This is a genomic window from Brucella pituitosa (genome assembly GCF_965577835.1).
Classification (GTDB): domain Bacteria; phylum Pseudomonadota; class Alphaproteobacteria; order Rhizobiales; family Rhizobiaceae; genus Brucella; species Brucella pituitosa.
Genome location: NZ_OZ264092.1, coordinates 1,551,437 through 1,567,528, shown reverse-complemented (window position 1 = coordinate 1,567,528; position 16,092 = coordinate 1,551,437). Strand labels below are relative to the sequence as shown.

The window sequence follows — 16,092 nt, the reverse complement described above, 5'->3', positions numbered from 1 at the left end:
CGCGCTTTGCTGACGCAGTTCTTTCGTCAGTTCGGTAACCTGCGATGCAGCTCCAACATGCGTCGCATCGATACGAAACGCCCTGTCTGGAGCTTTTACAGCAAAAGTGCGAAGCGGTTTTGCGTGGGATAATGTGACGAAACAAATACTTAGAGCGGTTCCAGTGATCCTGATTTAACTGAGCCGCTCTGGAACAGAGCATCTTATCGATGCTGGAAGATCTGGCGAAACCTGAGCATTGAAATTGTATGCAATGCAGGAGCGAGGTGGTTCAGACGCCTCTCCTACCCAAAAACCGTTTCACACTTTTTGGGATGCGCTGAAATTGTTCGCTAACGCGCATCTTATCCAAAAACCGTTTCACACTTTTTGGGATGCGCTTCAAAATGAAAGCGCCCCGGAGGGAACCGGGGCGCCACGCGGCTTTTAAGGGGGAGAGGGAGGAAAAAAGCCGCGGAACCGGGCCGTCAGGCCTGGTATCTGACATCAAAAGGCCGACCAAAGTCGGCCTCTTGAAATTCACTTATGGCAGATTACGCGCATCTTCAGGCGACATATACATCGGCATCATATTGGTATCGAGGTGATGCATGACCCAGATGGAGCCAGCAAGCACGATCGCAAGAATGATGACCGTGAAGATGAGTGCCAAGATGTTCCAGCCATTTTCCGACTTCGGATCAAGATGCAGGAAGTAAACCAGATGCACCACGATCTGAACAGCAGCCATACCGATAACGATTGCTGCAGTCGTTGCTGGCGTAAAGTAACCGTTCATCGCCAGCATGAACGGAACGATGGTGAGAATGATCGCCAGAGTCAGACCAATCAGGTAGGACTTCAGGCTGCCATGTGCGGCTTGATCGTGTGTTTCGTGTCCAGAGCTCATCACAGTACACCCAGCAAATAGACAAGGGTAAAGACGCCAATCCAGATGATGTCCAGGAAGTGCCAGAAGAGGCTCAAGCACATCACGCGCGTCCGGTTCTTTTCAGTCAGACCGTCGCGCAGAAGCTGGGCAGAAAGCACCAGAATCCAGACGAGACCCGAAGTAATGTGGAGACCGTGCGTTCCGACCAGCGCAAAGAACGCCGAAAGGAATGCCGAACGATCCGGACCCGCACCTTCAACGATCAGGTGATGGAATTCATAGATTTCCATGACCAGAAACGCTGCGCCGAGCAGGAAGGTAACGCCCAACCAGAACAGAACGCCTGCACGGTTATTCCTGAACATTGAAAGCGTCGCCAGACCATAGGTCAGCGAGGAGGCCAGCAGGATCATGGTTTCGGTCAGCACGAACTGCAGGTCGAAGAGTTCACGGCCGGTTGGACCGCCCGCGAACTGATGCGCCAGTACGGCATAGGTTGCAAACAATCCCGAGAAGAGAACGCAGTCGCTCATCAGGTATATCCAGAAGCCGACCAGCGTGGTCGACCCTGCATCATGATGATCTTCGTGAGCGGGATGCTCGTTTCCGCCCTTGAAAGGGCCGGTAGTCATAACAGTCGCGCTCATGGATCAGGCCTCCTGAGCATTCAGTTGCCGGGTATGTGCGTCTTCAACGCGCTGTACTTCATCGGCCGAGACATAGAAGTCTCTGTCATTGTTAAAGGAGTGGGCGATAGCAACGGCGAAGACCGCGATAAACGATGCAATTGCCAACCACCAGATATGCCACACCATTGCAAAACCGAATGGAATGCACAGGATACCGATGATGAAGCCCGTTCCGGTGTTCTTCGGCATATGAATGCGCGCGAACTTTTCGGTACGACGAACATAACCGTTCTGCTTCATATCCCACCAGCTGTCGTGGTCACGCACATGCGGAACTTCAGCGAAGTTGTAGAATGGTGGAGGCGACGAAATTGACCACTCGAGCGTACGTCCAGTACCCCAGGAGTCGCCATCAACGACACGCAGTTTTTCACGATCGCGAATAGAGATCATGATCTGGAGAACCTGGAAGACGATACCAAGCAGGATGATTGCAACGCCAACAGCAGCAATGATCAGGTAGATATGCCATGCTGGATTTTCGGTGTGGTTCAGACGGCGGGTCATGCCCATCAGGCCGAGCACGTAGAGCGGCATAAAGGCCATGATGAAGCCAACGAGCCAGCACCAGAATGCCTTCTTGCCGAGACCTTCATGCAGCTTGAAGCCAAAAGCCTTTGGCCACCAGTAGATGAGACCGGCAAAGCAGCCGAACAGAACGCCCGAGATGATCACATTATGGAAGTGGGCGATCAGGAATACGGAATTGTGCAGCACGAAATCTGCAGGCGGAACAGCAAGCAGAACGCCCGTCATACCACCAACAACGAAGGTACACATGAAGCCGATGGTCCACATGACCGGCGTTTCCATGCGGACGCGCCCCTTATACATGGTGAAGAGCCAGTTGAAGACTTTTGCACCCGTCGGGATCGAGATGATCATGGTCGCAACGCCGAAGAAGGCGTTTACGCTTGCACCGCCACCCATGGTGAAGAAGTGGTGCACCCAGACAAGGAACGACAGAATGGTAATGGCAACGGTCGCATAAACCATCGACGCATAGCCAAACAGACGCTTGCCCGAAAAGGTCGCAATGATTTCGGAGAAAACACCGAAGCAAGGCAGAACCAGAATATAGACTTCCGGGTGTCCCCAGATCCAGATGAGGTTGACGTACATCATCGGATTGCCGCCACCATCATTGGTGAAGAAGTGGAAATCCAGATAACGATCAAGAGACAGCAGAGCGAGCGTCACGGTCAGGATCGGGAACGCAGCCACGATCAGGACGTTCGAGCAGAGTGCGGTCCAGGTGAAGACCGGAACCTGCATCATGCCCATGCCAGGCGCACGCATCTTGATGATGGTGGTGATCAGGTTCACGCCCGAAAGCAGCGTACCCATACCGGAAATCTGGAGGGCCCAGATATAATAATCCACCCCGACATCCGGACTGAACTCCTTGCCGGAAAGCGGCGGGTAAGCCAGCCAGCCGGTCTTGGCGAACTCACCGATACCGAGCGAAAGATTGATCAGGATCGCACCGGCAACCGTCAGCCAGAAGCTCAGCGAGTTGAGGTACGGGAATGCAACGTCGCGTGCACCAATCTGAAGCGGCACGGCGAAGTTCATCAGACCAACGATGAACGGCATTGCCACAAAGAAGATCATGATCACGCCGTGAGCGGTGAAGATCTGATCGTAATGGTGCGGTGGCAGAAAGCCTTCATTGGCGCCCGAGGCCAAAGCCTGCTGGGCGCGCATCATGACAGCGTCCGAGAAGCCACGGAACAGCATCACGAAGGCCAGAATGATATACATGATGCCGATGCGTTTATGATCGACAGAGGTCAGCCAGTCGTTCCAAAGAACACCCCATTTTTTATAGTAGGTAATGGCTGCGAGAATAGCGAGCGCCCCACCAGCTATCGCGGTCAATGTGACCATGATGATAGGCTCGTGATAGGGGATCGCTTCGAGCGTAAGTTTTCCGAACATTTCTATTCTTACTTCGATTGGAGTGCGATCAGCAGCTTAGCCCCGGATAGAACATCGGGACTAAGCTGCATCGGCAAATCAGTTTTCAAGCTGCGAAAGACGCTGCGGCTGGATGGCGCAAATGATGTCATTTGCCCACAGGCTGAAATCGACAGGCGATGACTTGCGCAGATTTGCGCGCGCTGCCTGAGCCATCTGGGCCTGATGCATCTGATCATCGAGGCAGACGGACTTGCCGTCCCAGCAACGGTTCACGATGTTATGAAACAGCGCCTTGTCATTATAGGCAAAGTACTGAACCGGAGCCTTTTCACTCGGCTGAACCAGCGAAGCATAACGCTCACGCGACAGTTCCTGACCCGAAGCCTTGGCATCAGCAATCCACTTGTCAAAGCCCGCCTGATCCAGCGAGTGCGCTTTGAAGCGCATCTGGGCAAAGCCCTGACCGCTATAATTAGCGGAAATACCGTCAAACACACCTTCATGATCAGCAATCAGGTGCAGCTTGGTCTGCATGCTTGGCATGGAATAGACCTGGCTACCGAGTTGCGGAATGAAGAAGGAGTTCATGATGTTGCTGGAGGTCAGCTTGAAATTGACTGGCGTACCGACCGGCATTGCCATTTCATTGACCGATGCAACACCCAGATCCGGGTAGATGAACAGCCACTTCCAATCGAGCGCAACAACTTCGACATTGATCGGCTTCACATCGGATTCCAGCGGACGATAAGGATCGAGCTTATGCGTGCTGATCCATGTCACTGTGCCGAGAACCACAATGATGGCGCACGGAATGAGCCAGACCGCAGCTTCAATCTTGGTAGAGTGATGCCAGTCAGGCTTGTACTCTGCCTTGTCGTTGGTGGAGCGATACTTCCAGGCGAAGTACAGGGTCATAAAGATGACCGGCAGCACGACGAGGAGCATCAATCCAGTCGCGAAAAACATGAGATCGCGTTCTGCCACACCGACCTCTCCCTTCGGAGAGAGCAGGACCTGGTTCTCGCAGCCGGCGAGAAACGCCGTGAGGGCCAAGACGGCGAACGAAACGATCGTCCGGGGGGTGCCGTGTTTCATTTGTCTTTCCATCCTGCGCGCAGAGCTTTTGCTCTGGTGCATTCGTCATTTCCTAGATTTCGGTAAGTTCTGAAAATTTCAAAAGTACCGTTATAACGAATAATTCCGTTTGTCACGCGTCAGACCAAAAATGTATTGGATCGAAATGTCGCGGCTGCATACGCAATGTGAGTCATAATCGCCCCACCCGGAATCAAATTGGATAAAACCAATTCCCGTCGGTGGCTCCCTACAAGTTCATCTCTGAAATTTCAAGACGATATTCAATGTTAAACTGAAAGTGATTAAACCCTACTCGAAAATCATATCTATAGAATTCATGAAGATTAAATAATACTAATAGAAGTTATTCAAATTTACGCAGATTAACAAGATCAACATGCAACAGCTTCAACATTGCCTATAACATAGTGATGCAAATAACTCTATGCATTTCGCTTCGCATTGGACTCTGGAGCGCATCTCAATCTGATTGAATCAGATCGGCGCTCTAATGTTTTATTTAAACGCGTGTCTTTTCCGAAAACCGTTTCACACTTTTCGGGATGCGCTCAGATCGATTCCAGTTCGCGTTTTGATGCTATAGGTTACATTTGCAGGAATACGATCTCACGGAACGCTTATGATTTTTGGTAACTGGCCGATTGAAGAAACTGAAGGGACAATGCTTGCTTATGCAATTACCGCAGGCGCCCACAGCTTCCGGAAAGGCACTCTGCTCACACGCGATCATATTGAGATATTGGGACAGCAAGGCATCACGCATGTTTTCGCCGCTCGCCTTGAGAACGATGACATTGGCGAAGATGAAGCGGCTCTTGCTATCGGAACGCTGCTGATTGCAGACAATATAGAGCCGGGCAAACCGGTTACCGGTCGTATAAATCTCTTCGCCCGTCATGACGGCCTGTTCCATGCAGATGCAACAGCCATAGACAGGATCAACCTGCTCGATTCACGCATCTCGGTCGCGACCTTGCGCAATGACTGCCGTGTTAAAGCCGGGCAGATGGTGGCGACGGTTAAAATCGTTCCCTTTGCCGTCCCTGCAACATTAATTGAGAGCCTCCACACCTTACAAGACGGACAGGACGCCCTTGACGTCAGATCATTCAAGGCGACGAAGATTGGGATCATACAATCCCAATTACCCACCATACGCGACAGTGTGCTCGACAAAACCACCAACCTGATCACCAAGCGCGTGGAGCGCAATCAAGGCTCAGTCATAGAGGAACGTCGCGTTGCTCATGAACAAGACGCAATAGCAAAAGCAATCGATGAACTTGTACAGTCCTGCGATGTGGTCCTGATTGTCAGCGCCTCTTCAATCGCGGACGAAGCCGATATTGTTCCGCGCTCCATCGTGGCGTCTGGCGGGGAGATTTTACGCATCGGCATGCCGGTTGACCCGGGCAATCTTCTTGTTCTGGCAAAGTGCTACACAAAATATATTGTTGTCGCTCCCGGATCAGCGCGCAGTGCTCGTGAGAACAGCCTCGACTGGATTCTGGATCGCCTGATGGCCGGTCTGAATCTCACGGCAAATGATCTTGGGAAAATGGGCGTTGGAGGGCTTCTGCTTTAAAAATTATAGTCGAACACAAGAATGCCTTCGATGCCATTCTCAGCAAGTTCAACAAGCCTTGTTCCGACAACCACGTGATCAGGGTGAGGAAGATAAGCGTCGCGCGCCGCAGCATCGGCAAAATCGACAACAAACCCGTGCCGGAATCCCTTCTCCAGGGCTTCCGGGCTGATATTGTCACCTGTGCTGACGGCAACAATGCCATCAATCCTCTCCCGCAGTGCAACAACCTGATTAAGCACGTCCGTGATATCATCGGACCCGATATCAGATCTGAACCGAATAAGAACGATGTGTCGTATCATTTTCATTGCCTCCCTATGAAATGTCGCGCCACATTATGATGCATCATGGAAACTGCGAAACGATTTCAGAAAGATATGCACGAAATCAAAGACCATGGACGCGAAGGCAGTTTCGCGTGAAAATCGCATCACTTTTTCTGAAACGGCCAATTGGCTCACGGCCCCATTAAGGACCTTAAAAACGAAAAAGGCCGGGCTGAACCCGACCTTCCGCTTCCATTCTGGGTGCGCCAGTACATCCGTGGTCACATTACCGAATGAATTCCCGATACGTGGAGAGATTTAGCACCGCTCCGTTTCAGGATTATGACAATCTCAGACAATCCGTCCGGTTGTCCAAGCTCTACTCGGAGCCGAAAACAAACGGGCTGGCCGCTCAGCCTTCGACCGATTACTGTACCTTGGAGCAGGTTTCGCTCTCAATGAATGAGATCAGTGCCCCATTTTTTGTTTTCACGCGCATATTTTCCGAAACCGTTTCACACTTGTCGGGATACGCTTGAATAAGACAGTACCCGATCAAGCAGCCATTGGCTCGTGCGTCGGTTCCTGATGGTTATATTCCCAAACCTCGATCAGGCACTGCCGCATCAAGTCCAGATCAACCGGACCAATCCGACTTAGCACGAGGTCAAGCTCGTCAGGCTCCACACCTCTGTTGAGAAGCTCAACGATTGCCTCGGTCAGAACTCTTTTGTCGTCAAATCTATAGCGCTGCATAAAACCTGCTCCGCTAATTGCCCCATTTTGATACAGACAGATTAAACCAGTATGGTTAACCGAAGCTTACCTTTTGATAACCATGGCGGGCAAAATCCCCCATTTGTTGGTCCATTTTCATTTTGATTAGCGACACCAAATCTAAAATCCCCCTATTCTATAAATTCAAAATATATTCATAAAACAACAATATTACGCCTCAATCTTACTACATAGATTGCGCAATCCAAGCAAAAAACAATTTTTCCCTTCATTTAACCATGTGCTTTTAAATGAAAAACATGAACTTCTTCAAAAAACATGCATCATGGTCTTTAAACCGCATGCGCTTGCCCGGCCTCCTGATCCTTATCGGAGCAGGTTTCCTGGGCGGATATCTTGTTACAATTCAATATAAAGGCAACGTCCACACGATCATCGCGGGGCAGGCCTATCGCTCCAATCAGCCAAGTCCATCGCGCATCGGCCAGCTGAAAGCGCTCTATGGCATCAAGACGATCATCAATCTGCGCGGCGCCGAACCTGGCGCAAAATGGTATGATGATGAGGTCGCAGCTTCCAAAGCGCTCGGCATCCAGCACACTAACTACGCAATGTCGTCCAGCCGACAACTAACGGCAGAGCGAACCCGCGAACTCATCGCGCTCATGCAAAATGCTGAAAAGCCGATCCTTCTTCATTGCAAAGCGGGGTCTGACCGAACGGGGCTGGCAGCAGCGCTCTATGTCGCCGCCGTTGCCAAAGGCAGCGAGCGCAAGGCCGAAGGCCAGATGTCGATCGCTTACGGTCATTTCGGACTTCCATTCAGTCCGACTTATGCAATGGAGCAGAGCTTTGAAGCGATAGAACCGGAACTCGGTTTTCCCGGCTCCTGACAGCTTACGACTCCCTAAACGCAAAACGCCGGGGTTTATCCCCGGCGTTTCTTTTGGTTTCAAAGCCAAGCTTATTCGAGGCCGACGATCTTGCCATCCGACCACTTGAAAACATCGAAGCTTGGCGAAGACAGATCGCCCGTTTCACCGTAGGTCAGCTTGCCGATAACCGTTTCGATTGGCTGGCCATCACGAAGGGTCTTCGCGACTGCTGCAGAATCGTCAGTCGTACCAGCGCGTTCGATACCGCTCGCGAGAACCTGAACAGCGGCATAAGCATTCATGGTGAATGCTTCGACCGGAATGTTCTTGGCTGTCAGCGCATCGACAGCTTCCTTGGAAGCCGGGTTCTTCGTCGCATCAACAGCGTTGGTGAAGAGTGTGCCTTCAGCATTGGTGCCGCCGATGGCCCAATATTCGGTGTTGGACAAGCCTTCACCGCCGAGGATGAGCGCCTTGAGGCCTGCATCGTGCAGCTGACGGGACAGAAGACCGCCTTCACCATGATAGCCACCGAAGTAGACGATTTCGGTGCCAGCGGCTTTCAGCTTGGAAACGAGCGCGCTGAAATCCTTGTCGCCTGGCGTAACCGAATCATACTGAACTTCGGTGATGCCACCCTTGTTGATTGCAGCCTTGAAGGAATCAGCCAGACCCTTGCCGTAAGCGCCCTTATCGTGGACGATCGCGACCTTCTTGTCTTTGAAGTTCTTCAGGAAGTAGTCGGCCATGACGTCAGCCTGCTGGTCATCGCGACCGCAGGTACGGAACACGTTTTCCAGACCGCGTGCGGTCAGATCCGGACCGGTCGCAGTTGGCGTAACCATCAGAACGCCGTTTTCCGAGAAAACGTCGGAAACAGGAATTGCCACACCGGTCGTAACCGGACCAACAACGAACTTGATGCCGTCACCGACGATCTGGTTGGCAGCCGAAACGCCCTGCTTTGGTTCACCGGCGTCGTCAGCGAACTTCAGAACGATTTTTTCGCCCTTGATGCCGCCCTTCGCATTGATGACCTCAACGGCGGTTTCCGCGCCCTTCTTGACCTGATCGCCATAGGCGGCAACCGGACCGGTAAGCGGCGCGACAACGCCAATCGTGATATCTGCATAAGCGGCACCGGCGAAGCCGAGTGTTGCGGCAAAAGCCACGCTGGAAAGCAGTTTCAGATTCATTTTTTTCTCCTTTGGTGAGGTCTCGTTTTTTCCCGATGACCTCAGACAACCCATGCCGGTCAAATCTCAGCGCGCCTGCGCTGCCGAATTACCGGGCCCTCCCTTTTTTCATCGTACGATCTCAAAGGGTCAATCCAAAAGCACGCCCCCACTCGTCGAAGAGGCCAGAGCCATAATATTATCCGAAATTGCATCTGCCCTTTCGGAATCATGCTCCGGAACGGGAGCGAGCTTTCATGATGTAATAAGAATGCATTTCCGGCTTCCGATTGCAAGGGGCCAAGTGCCCGCAACTACAACGAAAATCGGCCTCCCAATAAATGCCTATCCTCCTCTTTTCCATGATGGTGAAAGCTTTGCAAAAAAGGCCGCGATCCCCTCTGCGGCCTCCGGCGTTTCCCATGTATCTGCAAGACGGGTCAGCGTCATTTCGATGACGGCTTCATCTATCGGCGCGCCCAGCGCATGAACCAGCCTCTTGGAGGCGGCAACCGCTGCGGGCGCGGTAGAAAAATAGGGTTTGATCTCCGCCTCCACCGCCGCATCAAGGCGTTCCGCCTCGACCACGTCATGCACCAGTCCGATCCGCCGCGCTTCCTCGGCATCGAACAGTCGCGCCGAAGTGAATGTGCGCAGCGCATTCGCCTGCCCGATGCGCGCCACAACATAAGGGCTGATGGTGGCCGGTATCAGGCCGAGCTTGGTCTCCGTCAGCCCGAAGCGCGCGCCGGAAACGCTGATCGCAGCATCGCAAACGCTGATGAGGCCGACACCGCCGCCATAGGCGTGCCCATTGATGCGCCCGATCAACGGCTTTGGCAGATCACGCAGCGCTTTCAGCATGAGGGCGAGCTTGCGCGCTTCCTCAATGCGCTGCGCGCGCGTGGCTTTGACCTGTTCCTGCATCCATCCCAGATCACCGCCTGCACAAAAACTGGTGCCATTGCCGGTCAGGACCACGAGGCGCACGGCGTCATCATCCGCCAGATGCAGCGTCGCCGTCAGAAGCTCATCGATCATCCGACCGGACAGCGCATTATGCTGTTCCGGACGGTTGAGCGTCAGTGTCGCGACGCCGCGTTGATCTATCGCAATCTGGATGGTTTCAACCGCCTTCATGCCGCTTTATCCTGACGCAGCGCCTGTGCGAACAAGGCCGCTGATCTGAGCTTGTCCAGATTGAGGCCGGTTTCAAAACCCAATCCATGCAGCATTTCGACGACGGAGACCGTATCGACGTTGCCCTTGGCGCCCGGCGCGAAAGGACAGCCGCCGAGGCCACCGACCGAAGCATCGAACACCCGCAGGCCTTTTTCGAGACTAACGCGGATATTGTCGAGCGCACGCCCGCTTGTGTCGTGATAATGGCCAGCAAGGCTGTGCGCAGGCGCAATGGCCAGCACGGCAGCCAGCATGGCTGCCACCTTGTCCGGCGTGCCACGCCCGATCGTATCGCCGAGGCTTACTTCGTGACAGCCGAGCGAGAAGAGCTGTTCGGTCACATCGGCAACCGCTTGCGGGGCCACCGGCCCGTCATAGGGGCATTCCACGACGCAGCTCACATAGCCGCGAATGGCCAGACCATCATTGATCGCAGCACCGATGACCGGCGACAGACGCTCGATGCTTTCGGCGATTGAGCAATTGATATTGGCTTTCGAAAAGCCTTCCGAGGCGGAAATGAAAACCGCAATCTCGTCAACATTTGCAGCGGCAGCAGCTTCATAGCCCTTCATGTTGGGCACCAGTACCGAATAACGCACACCGTCGGCACGGCGAATCCCGGCCATGACTTCTGCGGCATCGGCCAGTTGCGGCACCCATTTTGGGCTGACGAAGCTCGTCGCCTCGATGCGAGTATAGCCGCAATCGGACAGGCGGTCGATCAGTGCGACCTTGTCCGCTGTCGGCACAAACCGCTTTTCATTCTGCAGGCCATCACGCGCAGCCATTTCAACGATTTCTACGTGTTCAGCCATGTTCTTCCTCCAGTTCAACCAGCAGCGCGCCCTCATTGACCTGATCGCCCGCTGTAACAGTCACCGACGCAACCTTGCCATCGCGCGGCGCGGTCAGTGACAGTTCCATCTTCATCGCTTCCATCGTCACCAGCGGATCGCCCTTAGCGACGTTCGCACCCTCCACGACGGAAACCAGTCGTACCAGTCCCGGCATCGGTGACAGGATGCGGCTTTCGCTCGAAGCATCCTCTTCCGCGCCAACAGACTGCACATGATGAAATATGGTGTCGCGACCTTCGAGTTGCACCGTCACATCGTGTCCGATGCGCACGACCGACGCCTCCGAAACACGGCCATCGACAGCAAAGCGAACCAGCCCGTTTTCATGGAAACGGATTTCGATGGTGCCGAAAGCAAAGCCGAAATACCTGTCACCTTTGGTCGTGAAGCTGACCGTGTGCCGCTCGCCATGATGATCGAGCAGAACCGAGCGCGACGCTTCACCCCAAAGCCGGAACCCGCGCAGGCTCGACCATGGATCATCCTTTGCTGGCGCATCCAGAAGATCGAGCGCGCCGAGTGCAGCCAGCGCAAAGGCGATATCCGCTGGCTGTTCATCGGCGAACAGTGTCGCCGTCTCGCGTGCTATCAGGCCGGTATCGACATCACCGGTGCGGAAAGCTCCGAGATTGCAGAGCGCCGACAGGAACTGGCGATTGGTGACGAGGCCCGCAATCCGGGTCTTGTTCAGGCTCGCATCAAGCCGGTTCAGTGCTTCATCGCGCGTTGCGCCATGAGCGATGATCTTGGCAATCATCGGATCATAGAACGGCGTGATCGTGTCGCCGGTTCGTACACCGGAATCGACACGCGCATTTTCAGGCGGCGCGAACAGAGCAAGCTTGCCGGTTGCGGGCAGAAAATCCCGCGCCGGATCTTCCGCATAAAGTCGCGCCTCGAAAGCCCAGCCGTTTATGGAAAGTTCGTCCTGTCGTTTCGGCAGCGCTTCGCCGGAGGCCACACGCAATTGCCACTCGACCAGATCGAGGCCGGTAATCGCTTCCGTCACCGGATGCTCCACCTGCAGGCGGGTGTTCATTTCCATGAAGAAGAAGCGGTCCGGCCGCAGCCCTTCAGAAACATCGGCGATGAACTCCACCGTGCCCGCGCCGCAATAGCCAATGGCCAATGCGGCCTTGACCGCCGCCTCGCCCATGGCGGCGCGCATTTCCGGCGTCATGCCGGGCGCGGGCGCTTCCTCGATGACTTTCTGGTGGCGGCGCTGCAGCGAACAATCGCGCTCGAAGAGATGCACCGCATTGCCATGACTGTCGCCAAAGACCTGCACCTCGATATGGCGCGGCTTCGTCATGTATTTTTCGACCAGCACCGCGCTATCGCCGAACGAGGCTTCCGCCTCGCGGCGCGCGCTGTCCAATGCTGCCGCGAAATCAGCGGCCTGATCGACACGGCGCATGCCCTTGCCGCCGCCGCCCGCACGCGCCTTGATGAGCACAGGATAGCCGATCCGGTCGGCCTTGCTTTTGAGGAAGGCTCCATCCTGGTTGTCGCCGTGATAGCCCGGAACGACAGGCACGCCGGCCTTTTCCATCAGTGCCTTGGCAGCATCCTTAAGCCCCATGGCGCGAATGGCTTTGGCCGATGGGCCGATGAAGACAAGTCCCGCTGCTTCGACTGCATCCACGAAACCGGCATTCTCAGACAGAAATCCATAACCCGGATGGATAGCCTCTGCGCCGGTTTCCTTCGCAGCCTTGATGATAGCCTCGACATTCAGATAGCTTTGCGCAGAAATGGCAGGACCGACGCGCACCGCCTCGTCGGCCATCTCCACATGCAGCGCGTTGGCGTCCGCATCGGAGTAGATTGCGACGGTGGCAATGCCCATTTCGCGCGCCGTGCGCATGACCCGGCAGGCAATTTCTCCGCGATTGGCAATCAGTATCTTTTTGAACATCACTCTTGCCCTCGCGGGATGCGGGCGGAAAACCGCTTTACTTTTCCTCATCCCGCGCCTCCTCACATTCTAAACAAGCCGAAACGCGTCGGCTCGATGGGTGCGTTCAGCGTGGCGGAAAGCGACAGGCCAAGCACTTCGCGGCTCTTGCGCGGATCGACGATGCCGTCATCCCAAAGTCGGGCAGAGGCATAAAGCGGATGACTCTGGCGTTCGAACATTTCGAGCGTCGGGCGCTTGAACTCCGCTTCCTCATCCGCCGACCACGTACCGCCGGTTCGCTCAATCCCGTCGCGCTTGACCGTTGCCAGCACGCCTGCCGCCTGTTCGCCGCCCATCACCGCAATGCGGCTGTTCGGCCAGGTCCACAGGAAGCGCGGCGAATAGGCCCGCCCGGCCATGCCGTAATTACCCGCACCATAGGAAGCGCCAATCAGCATGGTGATCTTCGGCACATTGGCCGTTGCCACCGCCGTCACCAGCTTGGCGCCGTGTTTCGCAATGCCCTCAGCTTCATATTTGCGCCCGACCATGAAGCCGGTGATGTTCTGCAAAAACACCAGCGGAATGTTGCGCTGGCAGCAAAGCTCGATGAAATGCGCGCCCTTCAAGGCCGCTTCGGAGAACAGCACGCCATTATTGGCGATAATCCCGACCGGCATGCCATAGACGCTGGCAAAACCGCAGACCAAAGTGGTGCCGTAGCGCGCTTTGAACTCATCAAAATCGGAGCCGTCGACCAGCCGCGTGATAACCTCGCGCACATCATAGGGAATGCGCGTATCGGCGGAAACGACGCCCAGAATTTCCTCCGGGTCATAGAGCGGCGCAGCGCCACCGCCTCTTGGGATAAACTCACGCTTCTCGCTGTTGAGATTGGCGGCAATGGCGCGCGCAATCTGCAATGCATGGGCGTCGTCATTGGCCAGATGATCAGCCACGCCGGAAAGCCTTGTGTGCACATCGCCGCCACCGAGATCTTCCGCGCTCACCACTTCGCCGGTTGCAGCTTTCACCAGCGGAGGACCAGCCAGAAAGATCGTGCCCTGATTGCGCACGATCACCGTCTCGTCGCTCATGGCAGGCACGTAAGCACCACCTGCCGTGCACGACCCCATGACGACCGCCACCTGCGGAATACCCGCCGCCGACATCTGCGCCTGATTGTAGAAGATGCGCCCGAAATGATCGCGATCCGGAAAAACCTCGTCCTGATTGGGCAGGTTCGCGCCGCCGGAATCGACCAGATAAATGCAGGGCAGACGGTTCTCGCCCGCGATTTCCTGCGCACGCAGGTGCTTCTTCACCGTGACCGGATAATAGGTGCCGCCCTTCACCGTTGCATCGTTGCAGACGATCATGCAGTCACGGCCAGACACGCGCCCGATGCCGGTGATGATGCCGCCCGAAGGGGCCGCGCCGCCATACATGCCATGCGCCGCCGTCAGCCCCACTTCCAGAAAGGGCGACCCCGGATCGAGCAGTTGCGCCACCCGCTCGCGAGGAAGCAGTTTTCCACGCGAAATATGGCGTTCACGTGCTTTCTCGCCACCGCCATCAATCGCAATCCGCGAGGCTTCACCCACCACGTCGATTGCCGCCAGCATGGCCTTGCGGTTGGCCTCGAAGCTGGCGCTGCGCGTGGAGATTTCCGATTTCAGAACCGCCATCAACGGGTCTCCTGAAAGAGTTCCCGTCCGATCAGCATGCGCCGGATTTCCGACGTGCCCGCACCGATTTCATAAAGCTTGGCATCACGCAACAGACGCCCAGTCGGATAGTCATTGATATAGCCATTGCCCCCGAGAGACTGGATCGCCTGAAGCGCCATCTGCGTGGCATTTTCAGCCGTATAGAGAATGCAGCCCGCCGCATCCTTGCGCGACGTCTCGCCCCGGTCGCAGGCCGCCGCCACCGCATAAGTGTAGGCGCGCGAGGCGTTGAAGATCACATACATGTCGGCAAGCTTGCCCTGCATCAACTGGAACTCGCCAATCGGTTGGTCGAACTGCTTGCGCTCATGCACATAGGGCACCACGACATCGAGACAGGCCGCCATGATGCCGAGCGGACCACCCGCCAGCACCACGCGTTCATAGTCGAGACCGGACATCAGCACATTGACGCCCTTGCCTTCTGTCCCAAGCAGGTTTTCGGCTGGCACTTCGCAATCCTGAAACACCAGTTCGCAGGTGTTGGAACCACGCATACCGAGCTTGTCGAGTTTCTGCGCGGTCGAAAACCCCTTGAAACCTTTTTCGACGATGAAGGCGCTGATGCCACGCGGGCCTGCCGATGGATCGGTCTTGGCATAGACCACCAGCACATCGGCATCCGGGCCGTTGGTGATCCACATCTTGTTTCCGTTGAGAACGTAACGGTCGCCGCGTTTCTCGGCGGCAAGTTTCATTGAAACGACATCGGAACCAGCACCCGGCTCGGACATGGCGAGCGCGCCGACATGCTCGCCGGAAATAAGTTTTGGCAGATATTTCGCGCGCTGCTCGGGAGAACCGTTTCGCTTGATCTGGTTGACGCAGAGATTGGAATGCGCGCCATAGCTGAGGCCGACGGACGCGGAAGCGCGGCTGATTTCTTCCATCGCGATACAATGGGCGAGATAGCCCATGCCAGCGCCGCCATATTCTTCGGGTGCCGTAATGCCGAGTACACCAAGCTCACCCAGTTCACGCCAGAGATGCATGGGAAATGCATTGTTGCGGTCGGTTTCAGCGGCCAGCGGCGCAATGCGACTTTCCGCAAAACGGCGCACCGTATCGCGAAGGGCTTCGATCTCCTCGCCAAGACCGAAATTCATGCCCGATGCAAACATACTCGTCCTCCACAAGTTCTGCTCGGCGTCCATCTTTTGCAAGACGGCTATGTTCCGGCCAGAGTGTCCCGTG

Annotated in this window: 15 protein-coding genes; 3 read left to right on the top strand and 12 right to left on the bottom strand. The window is 55.3% G+C overall.

Annotated elements, in window-relative coordinates; genetic code table 11:
- Positions 1-523: 523 nt before the first annotated feature.
- From cyoD to cyoA, 4 genes are all read right to left on the bottom strand, one after another.
- Positions 524-889: a cytochrome o ubiquinol oxidase subunit IV gene (gene cyoD / locus ACSME1_RS07545; RefSeq protein ID WP_024898273.1), complete on the bottom strand. Its 366-nt coding sequence runs from the start codon at positions 887-889 to the stop codon at positions 524-526.
- Positions 889-1,518 carry a cytochrome o ubiquinol oxidase subunit III gene (gene cyoC, locus ACSME1_RS07540; RefSeq protein ID WP_024898274.1) on the bottom strand — a complete coding sequence of 210 codons (630 nt, stop codon included), beginning with the start codon at positions 1,516-1,518 and terminating at the stop codon, positions 889-891. Before cyoC ends, cyoD begins: the two co-directional genes overlap by 1 nt.
- A 3-nt stretch (positions 1,519-1,521) precedes the next feature.
- Entirely contained in the window at positions 1,522-3,501 is a 1,980-nt protein-coding gene (gene cyoB, locus ACSME1_RS07535; protein WP_024898275.1) for a cytochrome o ubiquinol oxidase subunit I, read from the bottom strand.
- Between the two features lie 78 nt (positions 3,502-3,579).
- Positions 3,580-4,581 carry a ubiquinol oxidase subunit II gene (cyoA, locus tag ACSME1_RS07530; RefSeq protein ID WP_024898276.1) on the bottom strand — a complete coding sequence of 334 codons (1,002 nt, stop codon included), beginning with the start codon at positions 4,579-4,581 and terminating at the stop codon, positions 3,580-3,582.
- A gap of 622 nt (positions 4,582-5,203) precedes the next feature.
- Here cyoA and ACSME1_RS07525 point away from each other — a divergent pair.
- Positions 5,204-6,169: a molybdopterin-binding protein gene (locus ACSME1_RS07525; RefSeq protein WP_024898277.1), complete on the top strand. Its 966-nt coding sequence runs from the start codon at positions 5,204-5,206 to the stop codon at positions 6,167-6,169.
- Here ACSME1_RS07525 and ACSME1_RS07520 read toward each other — a convergent pair.
- Both ACSME1_RS07520 and ACSME1_RS07515 read right to left on the bottom strand, forming a co-directional pair.
- A complete protein-coding gene (locus tag ACSME1_RS07520) occupies positions 6,166-6,474 on the bottom strand; it encodes a Dabb family protein (RefSeq protein ID WP_024898278.1) in 309 nt (102 codons plus the stop codon). The genes ACSME1_RS07525 and ACSME1_RS07520 overlap by 4 nt on opposite strands.
- 519 nt (positions 6,475-6,993) lie before the next feature.
- Positions 6,994-7,194, bottom strand: a complete 201-nt coding sequence (locus tag ACSME1_RS07515; protein ID WP_024898280.1) for a hypothetical protein — start codon at positions 7,192-7,194, stop codon at positions 6,994-6,996.
- A gap of 281 nt (positions 7,195-7,475) precedes the next feature.
- Between ACSME1_RS07515 and ACSME1_RS07510 the strand changes: the two genes are divergently transcribed.
- Entirely contained in the window at positions 7,476-8,069 is a 594-nt protein-coding gene (locus ACSME1_RS07510; protein ID WP_024898281.1) for a tyrosine-protein phosphatase, read from the top strand.
- Positions 8,070-8,140: 71 nt separating this feature from the next.
- Here ACSME1_RS07510 and ACSME1_RS07505 read toward each other — a convergent pair whose 3' ends face one another.
- The 4 genes from ACSME1_RS07505 to ACSME1_RS07490 form a co-directional block, all read right to left on the bottom strand.
- A complete protein-coding gene (locus ACSME1_RS07505; RefSeq protein ID WP_024898282.1) occupies positions 8,141-9,247 on the bottom strand; it encodes an ABC transporter substrate-binding protein in 1,107 nt (368 codons plus the stop codon).
- A gap of 324 nt (positions 9,248-9,571) precedes the next feature.
- Positions 9,572-10,366, bottom strand: a complete 795-nt coding sequence (locus ACSME1_RS07500; RefSeq protein WP_105705511.1) for a crotonase/enoyl-CoA hydratase family protein — start codon at positions 10,364-10,366, stop codon at positions 9,572-9,574.
- Positions 10,363-11,226: a hydroxymethylglutaryl-CoA lyase gene (locus tag ACSME1_RS07495; RefSeq protein ID WP_105705513.1), complete on the bottom strand. Its 864-nt coding sequence runs from the start codon at positions 11,224-11,226 to the stop codon at positions 10,363-10,365. The genes ACSME1_RS07500 and ACSME1_RS07495 overlap by 4 nt, the downstream gene beginning before the upstream one ends.
- Entirely contained in the window at positions 11,219-13,186 is a 1,968-nt protein-coding gene (locus ACSME1_RS07490; RefSeq protein ID WP_105705515.1) for an acetyl/propionyl/methylcrotonyl-CoA carboxylase subunit alpha, read from the bottom strand. The genes ACSME1_RS07495 and ACSME1_RS07490 overlap by 8 nt, the downstream gene beginning before the upstream one ends.
- On the opposite strand from ACSME1_RS07490, the gene ACSME1_RS07485 reads away from it, so the two are divergent.
- A complete protein-coding gene (locus ACSME1_RS07485; protein WP_353954637.1) occupies positions 13,134-13,259 on the top strand; it encodes a hypothetical protein in 126 nt (41 codons plus the stop codon). The genes ACSME1_RS07490 and ACSME1_RS07485 overlap by 53 nt on opposite strands.
- On the opposite strand, the gene ACSME1_RS07480 is transcribed toward ACSME1_RS07485, so the two are convergent.
- Both ACSME1_RS07480 and ACSME1_RS07475 read right to left on the bottom strand, forming a co-directional pair.
- Positions 13,249-14,856 (bottom strand): carboxyl transferase domain-containing protein, encoded by a 1,608-nt coding sequence (locus ACSME1_RS07480; RefSeq protein WP_105705517.1) that lies wholly within the window; start codon positions 14,854-14,856, stop codon positions 13,249-13,251. The two genes, ACSME1_RS07485 and ACSME1_RS07480, sit on opposite strands and share 11 nt — an antisense overlap.
- Positions 14,856-16,004, bottom strand: a complete 1,149-nt coding sequence (locus ACSME1_RS07475) for an isovaleryl-CoA dehydrogenase (protein WP_181153611.1) — start codon at positions 16,002-16,004, stop codon at positions 14,856-14,858. The genes ACSME1_RS07480 and ACSME1_RS07475 overlap by 1 nt, the downstream gene beginning before the upstream one ends.
- Between the last annotated feature and the right edge of the window lie 88 nt (positions 16,005-16,092).

What these genes read in the sequence shown, in the direction of transcription:
- ACSME1_RS07495 (WP_105705513.1), bottom strand. Translation starts at nt 11,226, where the DNA reads ATGGCTGAACACGTAGAAATCGTTGAAATGGCTGCGCGTGATGGCCTG.
- ACSME1_RS07520 (WP_024898278.1), bottom strand. Translation starts at nt 6,474, where the DNA reads ATGATACGACACATCGTTCTTATTCGGTTCAGATCTGATATCGGGTCC.
- cyoC (WP_024898274.1), bottom strand. Translation starts at nt 1,518, where the DNA reads ATGAGCGCGACTGTTATGACTACCGGCCCTTTCAAGGGCGGAAACGAG.
- ACSME1_RS07480 (WP_105705517.1), bottom strand. Translation starts at nt 14,856, where the DNA reads ATGGCGGTTCTGAAATCGGAAATCTCCACGCGCAGCGCCAGCTTCGAG.
- cyoD (WP_024898273.1), bottom strand. Translation starts at nt 889, where the DNA reads ATGAGCTCTGGACACGAAACACACGATCAAGCCGCACATGGCAGCCTG.
- ACSME1_RS07515 (WP_024898280.1), bottom strand. Translation starts at nt 7,194, where the DNA reads ATGCAGCGCTATAGATTTGACGACAAAAGAGTTCTGACCGAGGCAATC.
- ACSME1_RS07490 (WP_105705515.1), bottom strand. Translation starts at nt 13,186, where the DNA reads ATGTTCAAAAAGATACTGATTGCCAATCGCGGAGAAATTGCCTGCCGG.
- ACSME1_RS07505 (WP_024898282.1), bottom strand. Translation starts at nt 9,247, where the DNA reads ATGAATCTGAAACTGCTTTCCAGCGTGGCTTTTGCCGCAACACTCGGC.
- ACSME1_RS07510 (WP_024898281.1), top strand. Translation starts at nt 7,476, where the DNA reads ATGAACTTCTTCAAAAAACATGCATCATGGTCTTTAAACCGCATGCGC.
- ACSME1_RS07475 (WP_181153611.1), bottom strand. Translation starts at nt 16,004, where the DNA reads ATGAATTTCGGTCTTGGCGAGGAGATCGAAGCCCTTCGCGATACGGTG.
- ACSME1_RS07525 (WP_024898277.1), top strand. Translation starts at nt 5,204, where the DNA reads ATGATTTTTGGTAACTGGCCGATTGAAGAAACTGAAGGGACAATGCTT.
- ACSME1_RS07485 (WP_353954637.1), top strand. Translation starts at nt 13,134, where the DNA reads ATGACCCGGCAGGCAATTTCTCCGCGATTGGCAATCAGTATCTTTTTG.
- ACSME1_RS07500 (WP_105705511.1), bottom strand. Translation starts at nt 10,366, where the DNA reads ATGAAGGCGGTTGAAACCATCCAGATTGCGATAGATCAACGCGGCGTC.
- cyoB (WP_024898275.1), bottom strand. Translation starts at nt 3,501, where the DNA reads ATGTTCGGAAAACTTACGCTCGAAGCGATCCCCTATCACGAGCCTATC.
- cyoA (WP_024898276.1), bottom strand. Translation starts at nt 4,581, where the DNA reads ATGAAACACGGCACCCCCCGGACGATCGTTTCGTTCGCCGTCTTGGCC.